The organism is Candidatus Amarolinea dominans (assembly GCF_016704685.1).
In the GTDB taxonomy this organism is placed as follows: Bacteria; Chloroflexota; Anaerolineae; order SSC4; family Amarolineaceae; genus Amarolinea; species Amarolinea dominans.
This window is the reverse complement of sequence record NZ_JADIZS010000020.1, coordinates 78,206-100,622: the sequence shown is the minus strand read 5'-3', so window position 1 is coordinate 100,622 and position 22,417 is coordinate 78,206. Positions and strand designations below refer to the sequence as shown.

General features: G+C 61.9%; 21 protein-coding genes and 1 pseudogene. 14 read left to right on the top strand and 8 right to left on the bottom strand.

Annotated features, from left to right (window positions below; translation table 11 throughout):
* Window positions 1-362: 362 nt before the first annotated feature.
* From IPF85_RS14520 to IPF85_RS14470, 11 genes and pseudogenes are all read left to right on the top strand, one after another.
* Complete coding sequence (locus IPF85_RS14520; protein WP_343408796.1) at window positions 363-2,039, top strand: helix-hairpin-helix domain-containing protein; 1,677 nt, start codon at window positions 363-365, stop codon at window positions 2,037-2,039.
* Window positions 2,040-2,042: 3 nt separating this feature from the next.
* On the top strand, window positions 2,043-3,182 hold the full coding sequence (locus IPF85_RS14515) for an Ig-like domain-containing protein (RefSeq protein ID WP_343408795.1): 1,140 nt from the start codon (window positions 2,043-2,045) through the stop codon (window positions 3,180-3,182).
* A gap of 38 nt (window positions 3,183-3,220) precedes the next feature.
* Window positions 3,221-3,796, top strand: coding sequence for an Ig-like domain-containing protein (locus tag IPF85_RS14510; protein WP_343408794.1), 576 nt, complete (start codon window positions 3,221-3,223; stop codon window positions 3,794-3,796).
* A gap of 232 nt (window positions 3,797-4,028) precedes the next feature.
* Window positions 4,029-4,928 (top strand): annotated as a pseudogene (locus IPF85_RS14505) (N-6 DNA methylase); the annotation flags it as partial.
* Window positions 4,929-5,136: 208 nt separating this feature from the next.
* Window positions 5,137-5,454, top strand: a complete 318-nt coding sequence (locus IPF85_RS14500) for a hypothetical protein (protein ID WP_343408793.1) — start codon at window positions 5,137-5,139, stop codon at window positions 5,452-5,454.
* Between the two features lie 268 nt (window positions 5,455-5,722).
* Window positions 5,723-6,061 (top strand): hypothetical protein, encoded by a 339-nt coding sequence (locus IPF85_RS14495; RefSeq protein ID WP_343408792.1) that lies wholly within the window; start codon window positions 5,723-5,725, stop codon window positions 6,059-6,061.
* Window positions 6,058-6,528, top strand: coding sequence for a restriction endonuclease subunit S (locus IPF85_RS14490; RefSeq protein WP_343408791.1), 471 nt, complete (start codon window positions 6,058-6,060; stop codon window positions 6,526-6,528). The genes IPF85_RS14495 and IPF85_RS14490 overlap by 4 nt, the downstream gene beginning before the upstream one ends.
* Window positions 6,525-7,214 carry a restriction endonuclease subunit S gene (locus IPF85_RS14485; RefSeq protein ID WP_343408790.1) on the top strand — a complete coding sequence of 230 codons (690 nt, stop codon included), beginning with the start codon at window positions 6,525-6,527 and terminating at the stop codon, window positions 7,212-7,214. Before IPF85_RS14490 ends, IPF85_RS14485 begins: the two co-directional genes overlap by 4 nt.
* A complete protein-coding gene (locus IPF85_RS14480; protein ID WP_343408789.1) occupies window positions 7,211-8,482 on the top strand; it encodes an ATP-binding protein in 1,272 nt (423 codons plus the stop codon). Before IPF85_RS14485 ends, IPF85_RS14480 begins: the two co-directional genes overlap by 4 nt.
* Window positions 8,483-8,615: 133 nt before the next feature.
* On the top strand, window positions 8,616-9,161 hold the full coding sequence (locus IPF85_RS14475; protein WP_343408788.1) for a type I restriction endonuclease: 546 nt from the start codon (window positions 8,616-8,618) through the stop codon (window positions 9,159-9,161).
* Window positions 9,158-9,547 carry a hypothetical protein gene (locus IPF85_RS14470; RefSeq protein WP_343408787.1) on the top strand — a complete coding sequence of 130 codons (390 nt, stop codon included), beginning with the start codon at window positions 9,158-9,160 and terminating at the stop codon, window positions 9,545-9,547. The genes IPF85_RS14475 and IPF85_RS14470 overlap by 4 nt, the downstream gene beginning before the upstream one ends.
* 18 nt (window positions 9,548-9,565) lie before the next feature.
* Here the strand turns inward: IPF85_RS14470 and IPF85_RS14465 are convergent, their stop codons facing one another.
* Window positions 9,566-9,841: an Lrp/AsnC ligand binding domain-containing protein gene (locus IPF85_RS14465; RefSeq protein ID WP_343408786.1), complete on the bottom strand. Its 276-nt coding sequence runs from the start codon at window positions 9,839-9,841 to the stop codon at window positions 9,566-9,568.
* A 257-nt stretch (window positions 9,842-10,098) separates the two neighbouring features.
* Between IPF85_RS14465 and IPF85_RS14460 the strand changes: the two genes are divergently transcribed.
* From IPF85_RS14460 to IPF85_RS14450, 3 genes are read left to right on the top strand one after another with little or no spacing between them, the layout of a single operon-like run.
* Window positions 10,099-10,656 carry a MarR family transcriptional regulator gene (locus IPF85_RS14460; RefSeq protein ID WP_343408785.1) on the top strand — a complete coding sequence of 186 codons (558 nt, stop codon included), beginning with the start codon at window positions 10,099-10,101 and terminating at the stop codon, window positions 10,654-10,656.
* 29 nt (window positions 10,657-10,685) lie between these two features.
* A complete protein-coding gene (locus IPF85_RS14455) occupies window positions 10,686-12,581 on the top strand; it encodes an ABC transporter ATP-binding protein (RefSeq protein WP_343408784.1) in 1,896 nt (631 codons plus the stop codon).
* A 12-nt stretch (window positions 12,582-12,593) separates the two neighbouring features.
* The gene (locus IPF85_RS14450) at window positions 12,594-14,597 is read left to right on the top strand and encodes an ABC transporter ATP-binding protein (protein WP_343408783.1); all 2,004 of its coding nucleotides are present in this window, start codon (window positions 12,594-12,596) and stop codon (window positions 14,595-14,597) included.
* Between the two features lie 103 nt (window positions 14,598-14,700).
* Here the strand turns inward: IPF85_RS14450 and IPF85_RS14445 are convergent, their stop codons facing one another.
* The 7 genes from IPF85_RS14445 to IPF85_RS14415 all read right to left on the bottom strand — a co-directional run bounded on the left by IPF85_RS14445 (window position 14,701) and on the right by IPF85_RS14415 (window position 22,408).
* Complete coding sequence (locus tag IPF85_RS14445; protein ID WP_343408782.1) at window positions 14,701-14,883, bottom strand: hypothetical protein; 183 nt, start codon at window positions 14,881-14,883, stop codon at window positions 14,701-14,703.
* A 166-nt stretch (window positions 14,884-15,049) separates the two neighbouring features.
* A complete protein-coding gene (locus IPF85_RS14440) occupies window positions 15,050-16,006 on the bottom strand; it encodes a diacylglycerol kinase family protein (protein ID WP_343408781.1) in 957 nt (318 codons plus the stop codon).
* 12 nt (window positions 16,007-16,018) lie between these two features.
* Window positions 16,019-16,996, bottom strand: coding sequence for a dipeptidase (locus tag IPF85_RS14435; protein WP_343408780.1), 978 nt, complete (start codon window positions 16,994-16,996; stop codon window positions 16,019-16,021).
* A 113-nt stretch (window positions 16,997-17,109) separates the two neighbouring features.
* Window positions 17,110-17,262: a YqaE/Pmp3 family membrane protein gene (locus IPF85_RS14430; RefSeq protein WP_343408779.1), complete on the bottom strand. Its 153-nt coding sequence runs from the start codon at window positions 17,260-17,262 to the stop codon at window positions 17,110-17,112.
* 117 nt (window positions 17,263-17,379) lie between these two features.
* Window positions 17,380-19,704 carry a helicase-associated domain-containing protein gene (locus tag IPF85_RS14425; RefSeq protein ID WP_343408778.1) on the bottom strand — a complete coding sequence of 775 codons (2,325 nt, stop codon included), beginning with the start codon at window positions 19,702-19,704 and terminating at the stop codon, window positions 17,380-17,382.
* A gap of 30 nt (window positions 19,705-19,734) precedes the next feature.
* Entirely contained in the window at window positions 19,735-20,634 is a 900-nt protein-coding gene (locus IPF85_RS14420) for a helicase-associated domain-containing protein (RefSeq protein WP_343408777.1), read from the bottom strand.
* The gene (locus tag IPF85_RS14415) at window positions 20,627-22,408 is read right to left on the bottom strand and encodes a DNA repair helicase XPB (protein WP_343408776.1); all 1,782 of its coding nucleotides are present in this window, start codon (window positions 22,406-22,408) and stop codon (window positions 20,627-20,629) included. Before IPF85_RS14415 ends, IPF85_RS14420 begins: the two co-directional genes overlap by 8 nt.
* Window positions 22,409-22,417 lie beyond the last annotated feature (9 nt).

The following is a 22,417-nucleotide window of genomic DNA, read 5'->3' as shown; positions in this document are numbered from 1 at the left end:
CCCATAGCGCCACAGGCCGGTCGCCAACAACAGAAGTGCGCACACAACGCCCAGGGCCAGAATGAAGCGAATGGACAGGATCGTCCTGCGCGGGTGAATTTTATGATCGTTCATCAGTTCAACCTTCATCCCATTGAACGTGCCACCACTCACGCCAGTTACATGGCGGCCTACTGCCAAACCGACCGGCCCACGGAGCGCAGCGCAGGTTTCCGCAATGTATCTTTTTTGTTGTGCAGTGTTATAATACTGGTGTCCAGCGTCCGCCTGGCAACCGGGGCCAGCCGTCTGTCCCCTCACGGCGCATCGGCCCAGGCACAGACAGAAACGCACAAAAATGGGGGAAATAAAGGGAGGGAGCTATGTCTTTATCGTTCAATTTCAGTCCGTTGGCCGCCTTCGTCCTCGGCATCTTGCTCGGTTTTCTCATCGAGTGGCTGTTGGAGTTGCTCTATTTCAGGCGCCAGCGCCGCGGATGCGAGGAACGTCTGGCCCGGGCCGAGACCGACCTACAGGAACGCAACCGCGACGTGTTGACCCTGCGCACACAGGCAGACGCGTTACGCGGCGACCTCAGCACGGCCCAAGCGCGCACCACCACACTGCAAGGAGAATTGCAGGCCACGCAGCAGCGGGCCGCGGGATTACAGGCCACGCTGGGTGACAGCACGACCCAGGTGAGCGGCCTGCAGGCCGGGCGCCAGGACCTTGATGCCCGCCTGACCTCCGCGCTTGGCGAAATCGAGGCCCTGCGCGGCCAGGTTGGCAGCGCGGTCGCTCGCCGTGATTCGCTGGATGCTGCACTGCAAGCGCGCGCGGCAGCCTACAAATCGTTGGAGGCCGCCCTGGCCGCCTCACGTGTCAACGAAGTCACCTTGCGGGACGACCTGGAACGCCTGCGCGGCGATATGCAGACCCGCGAGGCCCTGCTAGGTAGCGCGCAAGGCGCAAACGAGAGCCTACGGCAGCAGCTCAGCCAGACCAGCGCCCGCCGTGATTCGCTGGACGCCGCGCTGAAAGCGCGTGACGCCGCCTATCGCGCCCTGGAAGCCGCCCAGGCTGAATCGCGCGCGCATGAAGTGGCGCTGCGGGATCAACTGGCCGACCTGCGCGCCAATTTCCAGGCGCGCAACAACACGTTGGACAGCGCCATGTCGGAATCAGAAAGTCTGCGCAGCCAGCTCGCTGACAACGAAGCCCGGCGCACCTCCCTGCAGCATGAACTGGCCGCGGCCGGGGATAAAATTTCCAACTTACAGGCATCCCTGGATGTCGGCGGCAGCCGCGGGGTGTCGTTTGCACGGGAGACGCCCGGTTTCGATCTGCCAGGCGCCGGAGCTGGCCTGGTGGCCGGCGAGGGCGCCGGCTTTGCTTCCGGGGCAGAGGCGGCCGACGTTGGTGAGTATGACGCCGACCTGACCGGGAGCCGCGGCCCAGGTTTTGCGTCTGGCGCGGCAGGATCGCTCAGCGATCTCCCAGACGCCGATGTGACAGCGGGCGGCGGGCCCCCCGGCGTGGAGGCTGGGCTGGTCGCCGGTGGCATTGCCTTCGGGGGCGCGCTTGCTCAGTTGGGCGATCAGGGCGAGTCAGCAGGAGCACGCGCGGCGTCCTGCCCGCAGGACCTCTCCAAAGTCATGGGCATCGGCCAGGTCTATGAAACAAAACTCTATGCGGCAGGCATCGGCAGCTTCTGGCAATTGGCGACTGCAGACGATGACACGCTGCGCCGCATCTTCGGTATCAAAGACTTTCAGAAGATTGACCTGGGCACCATCAAGGCAGACGCCCGTCGCCTGGCTGAGGACAGCAATACGGTCGGTCGTGGCTGGGACGGCTCCCAACCGGACGATTTCGAGTCCATGGAGGGCATCGGCGCCGTCTTCGAAGGGCGCCTGTACGATGGCGGCATCTGCACCTTGCGCGCGCTGGCCGATGCCACAGAGGCACAGTTGGAAGCCCTTTGCCCGGCGCCCGCCTGGCGTCGCCCCGACTATGCCGGCTGGATTCGCCAGGCCAAAGCCAGGCTGGGGGAGGTCTAAGCGATGTTTCGCCAACGTGGATGGTTCTGGACACCGCTCTTCGATCGTTGGCAAGTGCTGGCTGCGCTGCTGCTGGCGGCGCTTTTCGTTTTGCTGACGATACGGTTCGATCGCACACCGCCGGCCCCCGTCTTCACTGAGCCGGCCGCCAATGCCCAACTGACAGCCGCTGCGCTGGGTGACGCGGCCGGTACCGCCCGCGCCAATGACACGGTGCGCCTGTTCGTCGGTGACACGGCGCTCGGTGACGCCAAAGCTGATGCCGGCGGTCAATGGCGCCTGCCGCTGACCAACCTGACGCCCGGTCAGCATACGCTGCTGGCCAGGATCGTGGACGCCAACGGCAAGGTGCTGGCCTCCTCGCAGCCGCGCAACATCACCGTGGCGCCTGCCGCGACACCGACTCCCGCCGTCATGGCGCCCATCATTACCGCGCCGGCGCCGGGCGCGCAGTTGACCGCCGGCAACCTGGGCGACCTGGCCGGCAGCGGCCGCGCCGGCGACACCCTGCGCATCCACGATGGCGACAAGGAGATCGGTCAGGCCACGGTTGGTCCGGACGGCGCCTGGCGCTTCCCCTTCCCGGCCCTGACCAGCGGCGCCCATGCCATCACCGCCCGCGTTGTGGACGCCAACGGCAATGTGCAGGCCACCTCGCAGCCGCTCAACATCAGCATCGTGGATGCCGCGACGCCGACTCCCGCCGTCATGGCGCCCATCATTACCGCGCCGGCGCCGGGCGCGCAGTTGACCGCCGGCAACCTGGGCGACCTGGCCGGCAGCGGCCGCGCCGGCGACACCCTGCGCATCCATGATGGCGACAAGGAGATCGGCCAGGTCACTATCGGTCCGGACGGCGCCTGGCGCTTCCCCTTCCCGGCCCTGACCAGCGGCGCCCATGCCATCACCGCCCGCGTTGTGGACGCCAACGGCAATGTGCAGGCCACCTCGCAGCCGCTCAACATCAGCATCGTGAATGCCGCGACACCAGGAACGACGACAACGCCGGGCGTCACACCAGGCAGCGGCGGTACGCCAGGCGTCACACCAGGCAGCGGAAGCACGCCGGGCGTCCAGGCGTCACACCAGGCAGCGGCGGTACGCCAGGCGCGACACCAGGAACGACGACAACGCCGGCGGTAACACCGACACCGATCGCTGGTCGCGTCAAGGCGCCGGTCTTGACCAGTGCGCTGGTCTCACCGCTGCACACCAGTCGGCCCCTTTTCCGTGGCACGACCGAACCTGGCGCCAGGGTGCGCATCTACGATGGCGCGACATTGCTCGCTGAAGTGACGGCTGACGCGGCGGGCAACTGGAGCTTCGTGCCGCCGGTCGCGCTGGCAGCCGGTGATCATGTCCTGCGTCTGGCGGCCGTGGACACCGACGGCAGCGAGGTCTTCGCCGATCCGTTGCCGTTCACGATTGCGGCCGACGCCCAACCGCTGGCGCCCCCCACGATCAACCTGCCGCCGGGCGGTCAGCTTCCGGCCGGCGAACGCCTGACGGGGACCGCACCGCCCAACAGCACCGTGACCCTCTACGCCGGCGACAAGGCGCTGGGCGCCGCGACGGCCGGCCCGGATGGCGCCTGGCAGTTCAGCGTGCCGGCGGACCTGCCACCGGGCGACTACGACTTCCGGGCGGTTGTCAATGATGCCAGCGGCAACCTGCTGGGCGAATCGCTGCCTGCGCGTATCAAGATCTTACCGTCACTCGGTCTCCCCACCACGGGTGGGGACCTCAGCGGGCAGTAGTTTCAGACAGAAATGGTAACTGCTCAGCCTGCCTGGAATTCAGACAGGATTCACAGGATTGACAGGATATTCGAACTCTCGTGGCGGTAGTTTTGCACACCACAGAGCAAGAATCCTGTTCATCCTGTTCATCCTGTCCAAATCAACCTGCAGGGTGAGCAGTTACCAAAAATGACTTAACATCATCCTGACCCGCACACACTGCCCCTCACCAGGCTGAGAAATCAGGTTTAGATTGTCCGATATGCCGGACTTCAATGACGCGACCAAGCTCGGCAGCGGCAAGGAGATGGTGGACCGGCTGACCAACCTCATCGCCATCTTCGAGAACCCGGCGCTCGACTTCTCGAAGAACCGCGCGGATGGCGACGACATTCTGGGCGATGCCTACGAATACCTGATGCGCCACTTCGCCACCGAGAGCGGCAAGAGCAAAGGCCAGTTCTACACCCCCGCCGAAGTCAGCCGCATCATGGCGCAGATCATCGGCATCCGCGACGCCAGCACGAGCAACGCGACGACCGTCTATGACCCCACTTGCGGCTCTGGTTCGCTGCTGCTGAAGGTGGGCGACGCCGCCAGCGCCAGGGTCACGCTCTACGGGCAGGCGGCCCTGGACCGGCTGGCGGCTGAACTGGAAAGCGCCGCCGCGGAATTGGCCGAGCTGGAAGAGGAGGAGGGCGGCGAGGAGGGCATCTTCGCCGAGCTGGAGAAGGTGAACCGGGCTAACGTCAGCGCGCGGCTGCGCGAGGCCCGGGCGATCTACAACACGAATGACGAGGCCGGCGCGGAAGCCGATGTGCTGGACAAGTGGCTGGCCTTGAGCAACCGCGAGGCCGAGCTGAAGAAGCAGTTGCGGGACGCCGAGGCCGAGCTGGACGCCAAAGCCTACGCCCGCTACCCCAAACTGACCGGGGCCGAGATCAAGACCCTGGTGGTGGACGACAAATGGCTGGCCGCGCTGGCCGCCGCCATCCACGGCGAGATGGATCGCATCAGCCAGGCGCTGACGCAGCGCGTGCGGGAGTTGGCCGAACGCTACGAGACCCCCATGCCCCAGCAAGTCAATCGCGTGGCCGAGTTGGAAGCCAGGGTGAACGCGCATCTGGCGAAGATGGGATTTGCGCGCTGAAACAGCGCCGCGTGCCTGCAAAAACACGATGGCGAATTTGAAGAGCAGAGGATGCGTGCGCCGCGCCGGCCACACACGTTGCCAGGCTCAGAACGCTTGGAAGGTGCGTCGCACGCAAAGACCTGAACCGCACCCGCGATAAACGCGGCGCCTGGTTGGATATGGTACAATGTTGGCATATGGCGACGGACAATTGGGAGGTTAAACCATGACGCTACAAACTATATTAGAGACGGCAACGTATGAACAGGCATTGGTGAGTATTATTCACACGTTGCCCGCCGAGCGTATCCGCCAGATTGTGGACTATGCGCGCTTTGTGCAGACCCAAACGCTGGATGAATTTGCGCTGCTCGAAGAAGCGGACCCGGCAAGCGTGGCTGCGGATGAAGCGGTATGGGAGGCGCAATTTGCGGCGACGCAGGTGCAGTTGACCAAGATGGCGAAGCGCGTGCGCGGGCAGATCCGTGCCGGCCAGGCGAAACCCATGGTCTTCACCAAAGATGGGAGAATCCTCCCCGAATGAAGTCCCATGCTATGCCAAGTTTTTGGCAACAGTTCGCCAGGCTTTCCCCAGACGTTCAACGGCGTGCTTATCGAGCCTACCATCTTTGGCGGATGAATCCTTTCGCCGGTAGTCTACGCTTCAAGCGGGTGAGTGAACAAGAGCCAATTTATTCCATCCGCATTGGACTTTCCCATCGTGCCCTGGGTCTACTGGATGGCAATGTGATTTACTGGTACTTCATTGGCGATCATGACGACTATGAGCGTGAACTAGGAGGCTGATCGCGTTGATGGCAGAGCCTTCCCAAGCCGAAAGTCCTGTGAACGATTACGCTGCACTGCTTGGCTCTCTTCAGCAATTGGCGGAATTTATCCTCGAGCTCCAAGCGCTTGCGGTGCGACAATACACGCCGGTCGTCGAATCTATCCTACGGTCGGGCAGCCGCGATGTCCGGCCGATCGAGCAGGCATTGAGCGGCCTTCTTGATTTTTGCAGTTACGAACCCGCCCTTTTGCTCTACAAGCGACTCTGCCGCTACTACTTCGACATTGATCCGATCGCAACGGTTGACTACGTCTATGCCTATCGCGACCTATGGGATTCCGCAACCGAGGCGCAGCCATGAGCGGGGAACTGAAGCCAGGCTACAAGCAGACCGAGGTCGGGGTGATTCCGGAGGATTGGACGGTTGAAGGACTCGATGCGGTCTGTTCCATGAAGAGCGGTGAGGGAATAACGAGCGCGGGTATCGACCAGTTCTCCGAATACCCCTGCTATGGCGGCAATGGGCTGCGGGGTTTTACAACGCGGTTTACCCACGATGGCTGCTATTCACTGATTGGGCGTCAGGGGGCGCTGTGTGGAAATGTTCTAGGGGTAAAGGGAAGGTTCTTTGCGTCAGAGCATGCAATCGTTGTGACGGCTTCCGCTCGAACAGATATTCACTGGCTTACCTTTGTTATGGGGGAAATGCGACTCAACCAGTACTCTGAGTCATCTGCACAGCCGGGATTATCTGTCTCAAAACTGCTGAATCTCGTTGTCCCCGTCCCCCCTACCTCGCCGAACAACGCGCCATCGCCGAGGCGTTGAGCGATGCGGATGCCCTCATCGAATCGCTGGAGCAACTCATCACCAAGAAGCGCGGCATCAAACAAGGCGCGATGCAGGAATTGCTCACCGGCAAGAGGCGGCTGCCGGGGTTCAGTGGGGAGTGGGAGGTGAAGCGGTTTGGGGATGTTGTCGCTCCTCGACACGACCGGATTGATCCAAAAAGAACTGGGGTTCAGGAGTTCTGCGTCGAGTTGGAACATATCGGTTCTGCAACTGGTGCACTTTTGGGCAGTTCGAGTACTGGAGGACAGTCTTCGCTGAAGTCAGTTTTTCGTGCAGGCGATGTTTTGTTTGGAAAACTCCGCGCCTATTTGAGGAAATACTGGTGGGCTGATTGTGCCGGCGTCTGCTCGACTGAGATCTGGGTATTCGCGCCAAATGAGAATCTTATTTCCACCGCTTACCTGTTTCAGATGGTTCAAACCGACAAGTTTATTGAAGTCGCAAGCTCCTCATACGGGACGCACATGCCGCGCTCCGACTGGAACGTAGTGAAAAACTACGAGTTGCTATTGCCACCAGTCCTCGAACAAACTGCCATCGCCACCATCCTCTCCGACATGGACGCGGAGATCGCCGCGCTGGAGGGAAAGCTGGTCAAGGCGCGGCAGGTCAAGCAGGGCATGATGCAGGAATTGCTCACCGGGAGGGTGCGACTGGTATGAAAGAAGAGCAAAACGTCGAATGGAAGCAGATCTGGCGCGATGAGTATCTGAAATGGCTCTGCGGTTTTGCCAATGCCGACGGGGGCACGCTGGTGATCGGCAAGAACGACCGCGGCGAGACCGTGGGGGTTCCCGATGCGCAGAAATTGCTCGTTGATATTCCCAACAAGGTGCGCGACATCCTGGGCATCATCGTGGATGTGAATTTGCACGCGGAAAATCAGCGGGAATATCTGGAGATCGTGGTCGAACCCTACCCCTATCCCGTGAGCTACAAGGGCGAATACCATTACCGCAGCGGCAGCACCAAGCAGGAACTAAAGGGCGCGGCGCTGGACAAGTTTCTGCTGCGCAAACAGGGCAAACGCTGGGATGGTGTGCCGGTGCCAGGGTTCCATGCCGGTGAATGCAGCCAGGCCGCCCTCCAGCTTTTCAGGAAAAAAGCAGCCAAGAGCGAGCGCATGACCGAAGCCGTGCTGGAGGATAGTGCTGATTTACTGCTGGAGAATTTGCAGCTTACCGAAGATCACTACCTCAAGCGGGCGGCGACGCTGCTCTTCTACGACAACCCCGAGAAATTTGCCACCGGCGCCTATGTCAAAATCGGTTTTTTCGTCACGGATGATGATTTACGCTATCAGGATGAGATCCACGGCAACCTGTTCGAGCAGGTCGAGAGGACGCTGGAACTCCTCTTTGCCAAATACCTGAAAGCCTATATCAGCTATGAGGGCATCTATCGGGTAGAGACGTTCTTGTTTCCCCCGCAGGCTTTGCGCGAGGCGTTGCTCAATGCCATCGTCCACAAGGACTACAGCGGCGGCGCACCCATCCAGATCAGCGTCTATGAGGATCGGATCGTCTTTTGGAATTACGGACAACTGCCGGAGAACTGGACGCTTGATCATTTGCAGGAGAAACATCCCTCTAATCCTTACAATCCGCTCATCGCCAACGCGTTTTTTCGCGCCGGCTACATCGAAGCCTGGGGACGCGGCATTGCCAAGATCAACCGTGAGTGCCGAGAACATGGCATCGCGTTGCCTATCTTCGACTATCACATGTCGGGGCTGATGCTAACCTTCTATGCCAATCCACAACACCTCATTGCGGCCCTCGGCGAAGAGCTGGCGAGGCGGATATTGGGAGAAAAGGTCGGGGTAGAGACTACCCAGAAAACTACCCAGAAAACTACCCAAGAAACTACCCAAGAAACTACCCAAGAAACTACCCAAGAAAAATCCTCAGGTTCTGAAAGCCCAACCTGATCTCAAGTCAGAGAGTTGGCTGCCGGGCTTGGTGTCAGCGTAGACGGCATCAAGGACGCCTGAAAAGAATGAAGTCCGCTGGGATCATTCGTCATGTTGGGCCAACCAAAGCAGGTCATTGGGAGGTCTTGAAATGAGCACCATCGGCCAACCCGAACGCGCCACCCAGAACCGGGTGATCGCCTTGTTCCGCGACGAGCTCGGCTACCGCTACCTCGGCGACTGGACCGACCGCGACGATAACAGCAACATCGAGGAAGGGCTGCTCACCGCTCACCTGCGCAGGCGCGGCTACGCGCCGGCGCAGATCAACGTGGCGCTCTACAAGCTGCGCACCGAGGCGGACAACCCCAACCGCAGCCTCTACGACAACAACAAGGCGATCTACAGCCTGCTGCGCTACGGCGTGCCGGCCAAGATCGAGGCCGGCCAGGTCACAGAGACGGTCAAGCTGATCAACTGGGAGCAGCCGGAGCAGAACGAATTCGCCATTGCGGAAGAAGTCACGCTGCGGGGCAACTACGCGCGGCGGCCCGACCTGGTGCTCTACGTCAACGGCATCGCCGTGGGTGTCATCGAGCTGAAGAACAGCCGCGTCTCCCTCGGCGACGGCATCCGCCAAAACACCTCCAACCAGAGCAAAGAGTTCAAAATTGAATTGAGAAAATACGGAAAATGAACGATGGCGTGATGCTCTGGCTGGGCGGGCCGGCGCCAGAGGTCGCCGCGGCCCTGGCGCAAACGCTGACCGGCGCAACCTGCTGGCCGGTGGGCGCGGATACGGTGTGCGCGGTCGCGTCACAGACCGGTGAACACCTCTCCGCCTGTGTGGAGCGCGCTGTCCGCGGCGCACAAATCGCCAGCCGGCAGGGCGCCGCGGTGGGGTTGGCGGTCGGCCCGCTGGCGACGGCCGGCCATGCGAACCCCACGCGGGAACGAGCACGCCGCGCCGCCGCGTTGGCGAGCGCCGGCGAGATCATCCTGGCCTGGGGCAGTCAAGCCTATGTGCGCGGCACATTCGAGAGCGTCAGCACCGGCTTCGTGAGACTGATCGAACTGGCCTGAGCAAGCGCGCCGGCGGCTTCACAGGCCAATGGCAAACATCCGCTCCAGGTCATACTGCGAGTAGGCGCGGAACGCAATCAGCGTCTCCGTGCTGTGGATGCCGGTCAGCTTGATCATATGCTCCGTCACCAGACCGGCGATGGCATCGTTGTCCTTGACCCGCGCCACCGCCACCAGGTCGAAGCGGCCGCCCACTGAGTAGACCTCGGTGACACCCGGCAGCGCCAACACCTGCGCCGCCACATCATTGACGCGGCCATGCTCGACATTGATCAGAATGATTGCTGTTACCATCCCATTTCCTTTCCTGCTTCACACAAAACGACTCACACAGGGACACAGGGACACAGGGACACAGGGACACCAAAAAGTCCTCTCTGAACCCCCTGTGTCCCTGTGTGAAAACCCCTCAGCGGGACGCGAAAATGATACCACAGATTGGAAGAAGCGTCACATCGTTTGTGCTCGTTCGGGAAGAAAATAGTTCGCCGTCGAATAGTTCTATCTGTTACTAAATGCTGTTCGATTGGAACACGACACGAGAAGGAGCCATGAATCAACCAGCGGACATTCATTTTCATGATCGCGACTTTCGGGAGTTGATGCAGCAGCACGGCATCGAGACGATCAGCGGTGTGGAGCTGTTGCGCTCGGTGCGCATTGTCAACAACCTGTACGATGCCATTTTTTCGGAGCGGCTGCGCGACAGCCAGCTTTCCGGGCCGCGCTGGGGGCTGCTGATGCGCCTGTACGCGGAGGAAATGCGCGGCAACCAGGAAGGCCTTTCCCCCTCGGTTTTGAGCTATCATCAGGCCGTGAGCAAGAACACCGTCAGCTCGCTCCTGCGCGGGCTGGAAGACCAGGGCCTGATCGAGCGCCGCCTGGACGCGCACGACCGGCGCTCGTTCACCATTCGCCTGACCGACCTGGGACGCAGCCGCATTCGTGAGCAGGCGCCCAGCCACGTGGCGTTTCTCAATCAATTGTGCGGCGACCTGAGCGCGGCCGATACCACCACGCTCCTGGAACTGCTGGCGCGTCTGCGCCAATCGCTGCTTAGCCAGGCTGGCCCCGGATTTTGCCACGAACGGGCCGGGCGCGGCGCCTGAGCGCAAAGAAGAATAAAAAGGAGTTTCGAGTGCAAACACGACTTGCCAAACGGCACAAACAACGGGTGGATATGCCGGCCAAAGGAGGATTGGGCCGCGCCATCAAATACCTGGGGCATTACAAGCGCCTGACCGCGGCGGCGTACCTGTTCCTGTTCATTTCGACTGCGGCGCAATTGGCTGTGCCGCAGTTAGTGCAGAATATCATTGATGCTGTGACCAATGGCGTCATCGCCAAGCAACTGGCGCAGACGCCCGCGGCTTTTCTGAGCACCGCCCTGCAGCGCCTGGGCTGGACGCCTGAGCAGTTGGATACCTACCGCAACAGCGGCGAACAGGTGCTCGTCAACGCCATCGTGCTCATTGTCGCCTTTGCTATCATGCGCGGCATGTTCGCCTTTGCGCAGGCCTACACGTCAGAACGGGTGTCGCAGAGCATTGCCTTTGATTTCCGCAACGACCTCTACGCCAAGATTCAGCGCCTGTCGTTCAGCTATCACGACCGTAACCAGACCGGTCAGTTGATGATTCGCGCCACCGACGACGTGGAGAAAGTGCGCCTCTTCATCGGGCAAGGTCTGCTGCTGGCGATGCAGGCGTTCGTGCTGCTGACCGCCACCCTCACGATTCTGGTGGTCACCAACCTGAAGCTGACGTTGATCATCCTGCCGGTGCTGCCGGTGGCGCTCCTCCTCTTCATGGTGTTCGGCGCCATCAGTCAGCCGTTGTTTAGCGAGGTGCAGAAGCGCCTCTCGCGCCTCAACACCATTCTGCAAGAGAACCTGACCGGTATCAAGGTGGTCAAGGCCTTTGCCCGCGAGCCGCATGAGGAGCGCAAGTTCGACGTCGCGGCTGCCAGCCTGATGGAACAGAATATCAAGGTTTCCCGTACCTTCGCGTTTCTCTTCCCGGTCGTCTTTTTGATTGCCAACCTGGGCCAGGCCGCGGTGCTTTACTATGGCGGCAAACAGATCATTGATGGCACCCTCACCTTCGGCGAATGGCAGAAGTTCAGCCTTTACCTGGTCTACGTCTTCTTCCCCATCGGTCAATTGGGTTTCATCATCAGCCAGATGTCGCAGGCCAGCGCTTCCTCCAGCCGCATCTTCGAGATTTTCGACGCCAGGAACGATGTGGCTGACAAGCCGGGTGCGACGGCGCTGCCCCCGGTGCAGGGCCATGTCACGTTCGAAGATGTGACCTTCCGCTACTTCGATAGCGGCGAGCCGGTTCTCTCCCAGGTCAGCTTCGACGCCAAACCCGGCGAGACGATCGCGCTGCTTGGCGCCACCGGCAGCGGCAAAACAACGATCATCAACCTGCTGCCGCGCTTTTACGACATTAGCAGCGGGCATGTGCGCATTGATGGGCACGACGTGCGCGAGGTAACGCTCGACTCATTGCGCTCGCAGATCGGTATTGTGCTGCAGGAGACCAATCTCTTCAGCGGCACGATCCGCGAAAATATCGCGTTTGGTCGCCCGGAGGCTTCCCTGGCCGAGGTGACGGCGGCGGCCAAAGCGGCTTCGGCGCATGACTTCATCATGAGCTTCTCCGCGGACTATGAAACGCCGGTGGGCGAACGTGGCTCCACCTTGAGCGGCGGTCAGAAGCAGCGCATCGCCATCGCCCGCGCCCTTCTGCTCAATCCACGGATCTTGATCCTGGATGACTCCACCAGTTCGGTTGACCTGCAGACCGAGTTCCAGATTCAACAGGCGCTCACCCGGTTGATGCACGGCCGCACCAGCTTTGTCATCGCCCAGCGCATCAGCACCGTGGTCAACGCCGATCAAATTTTGGTCATGGAAAAGGGGCGCATCGTGGCCCGTGGCAAGCACGAAGACCTGATGGATAACAGCCCCATCTACGCCGACATCTATCATTCGCAACTCGTCAGCGACGTAGCCCTGACCGAGGAATAAGGAGACATTATCATGATGGGAGGACCTGGGGGGCCGCGTGCCATCCTGGAGCAAGAGACGCTCAAACCACAACGCGTCGGTGCGACACTGCGTCGCTTCGGCGTTTATTTCAAGGCCTTCTGGCCTGTTCTGCTGCTGGTGGTCGTTTTGGTTGTGGCCGGCACCTGGGCGCAGGTGACTGCGCCAGAGTTGATCGGTCAGGCCGTGGATTGCTATCTGACTCCGGCCGCCAGCGCACGCCTGACCGGCGCCGCACAGGGGGCCGGCGGCTTTCCGGCCCAGCAGGTCACGGCCGCTGAGAGCACCTGCTGGTTCGACACGACCCCGGCCGCCACGCGCAGCAGCGCAGACACGGTGGCCGGTTTGGGGCGCGTGATCCTGTTGGTGGTGGGCCTGTACATCGGCGGTTCGATCACCGGCGGCCTGCAGTTCTACGCCATGTCGTGGGTCGGCAATCATGTGCTGCGCAAACTGCGCGATGACCTCTTTCGCCAGATTCACCGCCTGTCGCTCAACTACTATGCCGAGCATGAGGCCGGCGCGATCATGAGCCGCCTCACCAACGATACCGACACGATCCAACAGGTGATGAGCTTTGCCCTGGTCAATGTCACCAGCGGTATCCTCCTGATCTTCTGGATCATGTATAAGATGTTGAGCCTGAGCTGGGCCTATGCACTGCTCTCATTGGCCGTACTGCCCTTCATGATCGTGGCTACGCTCTGGTTCTCCGGCCAGGCGCGCAAGGCTTTTCGTCGCAGCCGTAAGGAGATCGGCAACGTCAACGCCGATCTGCAAGAGACGATTGCCAACGTGCGCGAGGTGCAAGCCTTCAACCGCGAACAGGAGAACATTGACCAGTTCCGGGTGACCAACGCGGCCAACCGGGACGCCAACATTCGCGCGGTGGCTTTCACCAGCGCACTGGCGCCGACGTTGGAAGCGCTGGGCTATGTTGCCATTGCCATCGTCACCGGCGTGGGCGGTCTTGCTCTGCTGCGCGGCAACGATCTGCTGGGCACCACCGTGACCCTGGGCCTGATCATCACCTTCCTCAACTATGTGCAGCGCTTCAACCAGCCCATTCAGCAGGTGTCGGTGCTGTGGACCAACATTCAGAGCGCCATCGCCGGCGGCGAGCGCATCTTTGGCCTGCTCGACCAGGCGCTGGAGGTTGTTGACAAGCCCGACGCCCAGCCGCTGGCGGTCATTCAGGGCCGCGTGGAGTTCGATCGGGTGCATGCAGCCTACAAGAAGGGCGTCCCCGTGCTGCGAGAGGTGAGCCTGCTGGCCGAACCGGGCCAGACCATCGCCATTGTCGGCCCCACTGGTGCGGGTAAGACCACCATCATCAACCTGCTGCCGCGCTTCTACGATGTCACCGCCGGCGCGGTGCGCATCGATGGCGTGGATGTGCGTGATGTGACGGCCGCCAGCCTGCGCCAACAGATCGGCATCGTGCTGCAGGACACGTTCCTGTTCAGCGACACCGTCATGAACAACATTCGCTATGGCAAACCGGACGCCAGCGATGAGGAAGTGATGGCTGCGGCCAGCCTCGTGCAGGCGGATCAGTTCATCGAGCGCCTGCCCGATGGCTATCAGACGCTGTTGGGCGAGCGCGGCAGCGGTCTCAGCCAGGGCCAGCGCCAGCTTCTCGCCATTGCGCGCGCCGCGCTGAGCGATCCGCGCATCCTGGTTCTGGATGAGGCCACCTCCAGCGTGGACACGCGTACCGAGCGCCAGATTCAACTGGCTCTGAACAAGCTGCTGGCCGGACGCACCAGTTTCGTCATCGCCCATCGCCTAAGCACGATTCGTAATGCCGACCAGGTGCTCGTGCTCAACGCGGGCGAAATCGTCGAACGGGGCAAGCATGATGAACTACTGGCGCAGGGGGGCGTCTATTACGATCTCTATATGAGCCAGTTCCGCCGCGAGGACCAGATGGAACAGATAGAACAGATTCCCCCCGCGACGCCGGTGATGGCGTTGTCGGGGGCGGCGCCTGCCTGAGAGAGGCGGGATCGAATTGCCCCCCACACGCGTCGAGCGGCAGTGGGTAACCATTGCTGGTTGCCTGCTGCCGCTCGTAAAGCTGGTTGTTGTGCCGATAGGGTTAAGGGCGGGCCGGAGGTGTGCCGAAGTGTAGGTTGCGCTGCCCGGTTTCCGCGTCGAAGGTGCCGAGACAGTGATCACCGCAGCGATCGCACACGGTGATCGTTTCTACAATGCCGTAATGTTGTTCGCGCCGTTCCAGGTGCCAGCGATGGCCCAGGAGTAGACAAATTATGTTTCGCATGGTACGGTTCCTCTTTTATCAGACGGGGTAGGGGCAGGATATGCATCTGCGCTGCTCTCCTGCCTGTCTCCATTATACTCCTGATTGCCCGCGTTGACAATCCTCTTTGCAATAGATTTCACAGATAGGCCAGAAACGGCAATCTGCGCGTGGACAGGCCCTGCGTTCAGAGCCGCGGCCACAGCGGAATGCCCCAACCGCCGCGCACCGCTGCTGGCACGATCACGGGAATGGCCGACGGCAGAACCTCGATGCGCACTGGGGTCTGACCGATCACTTCGCCGTCGCCCTGCACCGGCAGTGGACGATTGGCTTCGATCACAATGCTGCGCCGCGCGGGAATCGAACGAAAGGCCGGGTCGCGCCGCTGCTGCCGGAGCAGGGCGTGCCAGGCCAGCCGTGCATAGTCCACGGGATGGCGGGTGCGCAGGATGCAGACATCTACATGGCCGTCGTCCACTTTGATGTGGTCGCCCCAACTCAGTTGGGCCAGGCCGATGGTGCTGGCGTTGGGGATAGCCACTTCCGAGGCGCGCACGTGGAAGGTATGATCGTCAATGCTGAGGGTGAACCGATACGGCTGGGCGCCGAGGATGCGTCGCAGACCCCTCCAGACATAAGCCAGCCGGCCAAAGCGGCGTTTCTCCCCCGCGTGCATATCCCCCATGGCCAGGGCACTGATGCCGGTGCTGATATTGAGCAGGTGGAGCCGATCCCAGGCGCGCATGGCGTCCAGTTGGCGCAGGCGCTGCGGCCCGTCGAGGAGTTGCAGTGCGCTGGCGAGGTTGAGCGGCACGCCCAGCTCCCGCGCCAGCACATTGCCGGTGCCCAAGGGCAGGATAGCCAGCGGCACCCCGGTCCCAATCAGGCCATCGGCCACGGCCGACACGGTGCCGTCGCCGCCGGCCGCCGCAACCAGGTTGCAGCCGCGCTGCAACGCCTCGCGCACCCTCGCGGCCACTACCTCCTGGCCGGTGGTCTGGTAGATTTCCAGCGGCCAGGCCAACGCCCTGAAATGGTCTTCGATCGCTCGCTGCGTTGTGGCTGCGTGGTGATGGCCGGCGACCGGGTTGAAGACGACGAACACCCTGGGCATCGGCACGGTTTGTGGCAGATCATTCATGGTTCCTCGCGCTTAGCGCCCGCTCACGGTTTCCAGCACGCGCAGGAAGTTCAGGCCCAGCACCTTGCGGACGGTGGCTTCGTCATGTCCGCGTGCCAACATGCCGGCGGTGAGGGCGGGGTAGTGACTGGCGTCCTCGATGCCCGGCGGCGCAAAGCGAATGCCGTCGAAATCGGAGCCGATCATGACATGGTCAGGGCCGGCTACCCGGATCAGGTAATCGAGATGATCGAGAACATGGCCCAGGGTGGCGTTCTCCTCCGGTGAGGTTAGAAAAATGGGCACAAAGGTCGCGCCGATCAAGCCGCCTTTGGCCGCGATAGCCTCGATCTGCGCATCGGTCAGGTTGCGGATGTGATCGCACAGGGCGCGCGCATTGCTGTGCGAGGCGATGACCGGCTGTTGGCTGACCGCCAGGACGTGGGTCAGGCCGGCCGGCGACAGATGCGAGACATCAATCACCATGCCGATGCGGTTGCTCTCTTCGATGACGCGCACCCCGAAAGGGGTCAGCCCGGTCGTGCCCGAATCATGCACGCCGTCTGCCACCTCGTTGCGAAAGTTCCAGGTCAGCCCCAGGACCCGCACGCCCAGCCGATGAAAGCAGCGCAGCACCTCCAGGCTGCCGGCCAGGGCTTCGGCGCCCTCCAGACCGAGCAGGCCGGCAATTTTGCCGCTGGTTTTGGCCTGGCGAATGTCGGCCGCGCCCGTTGCCAACAGCAGATCGCGATCGTCCGCGGCCAGCGTTTCGTGAAAGGCATCCAGGCGCTGCAGCGCATGGCGGGTGGCGCCGGTGTGATATTCACTGACCGGCACGAAACAGGCAAACACCTGTGCGGTCACGCCGCCCGCCCGCAGGCGCGGCAGATCCACATGCCCGCTGTTGGCATGGTCGTGCAGGCGCCGCGTGCCGGCCAGCACATCGCCGAGCGTGTCACAATGACCGTCGCAGACAATGGCATCGAAATGAAGTTGCTGTGAGGTTGACATAAATATAATCTCCGGAAAATAAGAGAGTTGCCAGCTCTGCCAGAGCTGGCAACTCTACTCACTCAGCTTGTGCCAGAGCCGCCAACTCTGCCAGAGTTGCCAACTCTACTTGCTTACGACTGCGAATTGACCACCAGGGCGCCGATCACACCGGGAACCCAGCCCACGATCGTCAGCAGCGTCACCAACAGAACCGTACCGCACCCTTTATCGAGGACCGCGAGGGGCGGTAAGAGAATACACAGCAATGCACGTCCGCAACCCATAGGTTACACTCCTTCTTGAAGCCATCCGGCTCAGGCGTTGTGTGTTTGACCCGCTGCATGTCACCAATGCAGATCAAGCACAGTATACAGTACGCACGAGGGGGGCAGGAGTTGCGGTCAGACGATTTTTCCTTTGAAGACCACGCCGCGCTCTGTCAACAGCTCGCACAGGCGCTCGACGTTATCCGCATCAACCACCGCCAGCGCGCGCGAGGGATCGGCGGTGACAAAACGCGTCAACAACGGGCCAACGTCCGCATCGGTCAGTAGTTCGTCCAGGATTTTGTTGGCGCCGAGCTGGAGAAGGGTCAGCGTTTGCAGGCGGGCCTCGCCAAAGTGCCCTGCCCAGGCTTTGATCTTGAGATCGAAACGCGGGGGCAACGGGCCGATGTTCAGCGTCCGCAGGGTATCCAGGATCGAGGCGGCGGTCCAGCCGTTGTCAATGGCGTTATGCACCGCCGGGGCGGTGATCTGCCAGGTTTCACTGTCAGTCTGCTCACAAAACGGTTCGACCTGCGCGATGAGATAGATACTGGGCAGGCGGCGTTGAAAACTGACCGTGCCAGCGGGTGTCACGGTTAGCGATGGGACAGGCGTTGCCAGATCGGTGCGGGTGCGGGCCGGCAAGTGCCCGGCCGCCAGCAGCGCGTTGAAAACCTGGTCAACATGGGTAGGGCTGCACACGAGCAAGGCGACATCCGGACTGGGCCGACTTTGCAGCGCGCCGGCCACGCGGTGATCGTGCAGAACCCCATCCAACAAGGCAGGGCTGGTTGTTTGCAGCAGAGAAACGTGCGCATGCACCACCACGCGCTGCATCGCGATGGCCCATTCACGCAGGTCGCGTTCCACGTTTTGTGGCAATTGCGACTTGCTGACACTATTCAGGAATTCGATGATGCGCGGCACATCCCAACCACGACGGCTGCCGCGATAGACCGACTGGCGTGTGATCTGGTAATGCACGGCGCGTTCGGCGCTCAGGCGATCGCAAAATTGATCGAGATCGGCCAGCACCATGTCCGTCACGGGGTCGAGGGCAAAAACGTCGAAGTTGGGCTGCACAATGACCCGACCGCTGTCGGTGTTGACCTGTGGCATCGGCCCGCTGCCGAGCAGCCAGCGCCCCATGTCGGTCAAGCGATAGGCGGTAAAGGCGGGGGGTGGTTCGCCCAACTTGTCATTGCTGAGCGTCTCCGGCTCATAGCCCAGGTCCACCAGGCCGAGCCAGTAGAGTCCTTCACGCACCACGCTGCGCGCGAACTCCGCTTCGATGCGGTACCAGCCGGACTCCTCGCCGTAGATGCGGTCGAACAGCCAGCCATACGGGTTATTGGTGTAGGGATTGCTGGGAACGCCAAAGCTGTAGTTCTGGAGCGGCGCCAGACGGTTGCGGTTGCGGTTACGGGGGATCAGGAATTCGTATTCCTGGTCACGCAGGCGATTCACGAGGGTGTCGGTCAACACCCACCCCTCGTGCGGTAGCCGTGCGAGCTGTCGCAGCACTGTTTCGCGGGCCGTAACGATGCCACTGTGCGCCAAAGCAATCGCGGTGTCGTTCGTGCGCAAGTTCACATCGGTCACGCCAAAAATCTCATTCCAAAAACGGCCCTTGCTCCACAACTCGAAGCAACGTTTGACCCGCTCGGCAGGCTCCAGGGCCAGGAAGGGGGCTTTTTCATTGGCCACCACCTGGTTGCGCTTGTGGCTCAGCATGTCCAGTTCCTGTAAGAGGCGTCGCAGGAAGAACAGGCGACGGGCGTCTTTTTCGCCGCTGCCGGTTCCCAGGCTGCTCTTGACCAGCAACTTCTCATTGACGGCGCGCAGATCGGACTTGCGCAGCCACAGGGCCTGGGTTGGCGTCAGCGGTTTCTCCCGCAGATGGCTCCAGTAAAGGTAGAGGTCGCGCTGAAACGTGCGCGCCGAGCCTTCGCGCGTGCTGTGTATCTCCACCGTGTGCGCTTTGCTCTCAGGCAAGGGCGGTAGATGGCGTCGTGCCTCGATAGGAATCCACAGTACGGCGCCCGGCTCCAGATCCAACAGGGTGCCGCCTCCGAGCGGCCCGCGGGTGAGGACCAGGCCGCGTTCCAGCAGGGTGGTGATGACGGTTTCGAAGGAATCGGCCGGCGGTGGATTGTAGCGGCTGTACGCCGCGTGGTTGGGAGATTCTTCCACCAATCGGGCACGCACCATGGCGAGTTTCAACCCCGTGCTGCGCACCTCTCCATCCACAGCTTGCAGCCGTTGCAGGCAGGCAATCTCGCGGCTGTTCATGTGCGCCATAGCACGGTTGATCGCGGTCGGCGTGTACAGACGCTGCACCAGGGCGTTCACCAGGGTCTCTTTGCGCCGGTCGGGCACTTCGATCTCGGCCGTGCGCGCCATGCGCGTCAAGACGTGCAGTTTGTAGTTGCTCAAGGCTTCGGTCAGGCTGAGAAGCATGGTAATTCTTACACTCTCGCGGCGCGTTCTCTACGACTCGACTTTGGGCATCAGGCCGCGCCGTTCCATCTCAGCCACCAGGTCATTGACATGACGGGGATGGATGGCCACCAGGCGCGGGGAAAAGATGTGCAGCAGATACCGCCGAATACCGCCTGCCCGCAGGAGTTCCTGCAAGGCGAAATCGTCGGCAAACTCGACCACGGGCAGATTGTCATACAGGTGAAAGGTATCCTGCGCATCCGCCCAACCTTGCAGACGTGACCGGGCAGCCTCAGGCAGCGCCTCATCACTGGCGTCAGTCAGGCTGGCTAGAATCTCCGCGATCGTACGCCCGTCCTGCAACGCCGCCTGCAAGCCCTGGCCGGTGATTTGGTAGATGCTGTGCTCACCGTTCGTGCTGCGCAGTTCTGCCAGCGTTTCCACCAGTTTGCTGAGCGCAGGTGCAGCTTTGTCGCGGCGCACATAGAGCAGCAAGTCTGGCGTGACACGCAGCGCCGCGCCCGCAGGCACGGACGCCGGCGCGGCAACCGGCGCGGCTGGCGGCGTCACCGTGACAGCCATTGGCGCGGCAGCCGGCAGGTAGATGGGCGCGTCATCGTGCGAGATCGTGAAGCGCTGCGGCTCTTGCAGCCATACCCGCAAGACCGCCGCCGTGTGTTCGCAGTTCTGCGCAGCAAACGGGCACGTACACAGCCAGTTGACCTCGCCCCCCGCGGTGGCCTGAATGGTCACGTGATAGTGACGCGCGGTGCTGCGCCGCACGTTCGCCTGCAAGAACTGCGCGTCGGGCGTCACGGTCAACTCGCCATCGAACACTCCCCCGATGATCAGATAGTTTTTCGCCTGCGCCAGGGCCGATTCTGAAAAGCGGGCCAGCAGCGCGGCGCTGAACGGGTTGCCAGCCACAGTGCCGCCGGCGTCAGGCATGGGGTCGCTCATAACGCCGGCTGCCCGCGTGATCGCCGGGCGTGGCTACAAGGTTGGGCTGGTAGTCCGGGACTTCATGGGCGTATAGAATTTCGTAGCGATAGCCCTGCTCGGTCAGGAACAACTGACGGTTGGCCGCAAACTCCTGGTCGTTGGTGTCTTTGGTGACCAGCGTGTAGAAGTGCGCCAACATGCCATTCTTCTTGGGGCGCAGGATGCGCCCCAGGCGCTGTGCTTCCTCCTGGCGGCTGCCGTAGCTGCCGCTGAGTTGGATCGCCACATTGACTTCCGGCAGGTCAACGGCGAAGTTGGCGACCTTCGACACCACCAGCCGGCTGAGCTCGCCGTCACGCATCAGTTGGAAGAGGCGCTCACGCTCGCGCACCGGTGTGCTGCCGGTGATGAGCGGCGCTTCGACCACTTCGGCCACACGCTCCAACTGCTCGATGTACTGGCCGATGACGAGCACCTGATCATTGCGATGCTTAGAGAGCAATTGCACCAGCGGGGCGATCTTAGACATAGACGTGGCGGCCATGCGGTACTTGTCCCGATCTTCGGCCAGCGCGTACGCCATGCGCTCATCGTCCGGCAGGGAAATGCGAATCTCATGACATTCGGCCGTGGCGATCCAGCCCTGTGCCTCCAGGTCCTTCCAGGGCACGTCATACTTCTTGGGGCCAACCAGGGAGAAGACATCCTCTTCGCGATTGTCCTCACGCACCAGGGTCGCCGTCAACCCCAGGCGGCGGCGTGCCTGGATCTCCGCGGTGATGCGAAAGACCGGCGCCGGCAGCAGGTGTACCTCGTCATAGATGATCAGGCCCCAGTCGCGCTGGTCGAACAGGCCGAAGTGCGGGTATTCGTTTTCAGGGACGAACTCTTCGCCATGCTTGCGCCGCGGCCGCCAGGTCATGATCTGATAGGTGGTCACGGTGATCGGCTTGATCTCCTTGGTGAGTCCGGTATATTCGCCCACCATGTCCTCGGTGATGGTGGTTTTGTCCAGCAACTCGCGAATCCACTGGCGCGCCGCCACGGTGCTCGGGGTGAGGATCAGGGTGTTGCACTGCAATTTCTGGATGGCGGCCATGCCGACGAGGGTCTTGCCGGCGCCGCAGGGCAGCACGATGACACCGCTGCCGCCCCGCGCCGAGCCGCCGGCATAGAAGGTATCTACCGCATCCTGCTGATAATGGCGCAGGGCGAAGGCGTCCCCGCTGGCGCGGCTGGCCGGCAGCAGGCTGATCTCCAGCGGTGCGCCTTCCACGTAGCCGGCCACGTCCTCGGCCGGATAGCCGACATGCACCAGGGCTTGCTTGATGTGCCCGCGCCGCGCGGGATCCACCAGCAGCGTGTTGGCATCGAGTTGGCCCAGCAGATAGGGCTTCAGTTCCTTGCGCCGCGTCAGCTCGGTGAGCAGGGCCACGTCGGCGGAGGTGAGGATGAGCAGGCCGTCCTCGTTTTTCTCCAGGCGCACGCGGCCATAACGTCCGATGGACTCGCGAATATCAAAGATGACGTTTTCCGGTACGTCGAATTTGGCATACTCGCTCAGATCTGCCAGGATTTGATCGGCGCTGAGGCCGGCTGCGGCCGCGTTCCACAGGCTCAGTGGGGTGATTCTGTAGGTGTGGATGAACTCCGGGCTTTTTTGCAGCTCGGCAAAGCGTGCCAGCGCATCGCGCGCCGCCTCATAGCGATCATTTTGCACCTCCAGCAGCACGCTGCGGTCGCTCTGGACGATGAGCGGGTTGTTTGGACTGTATGGCATAGAAGACCA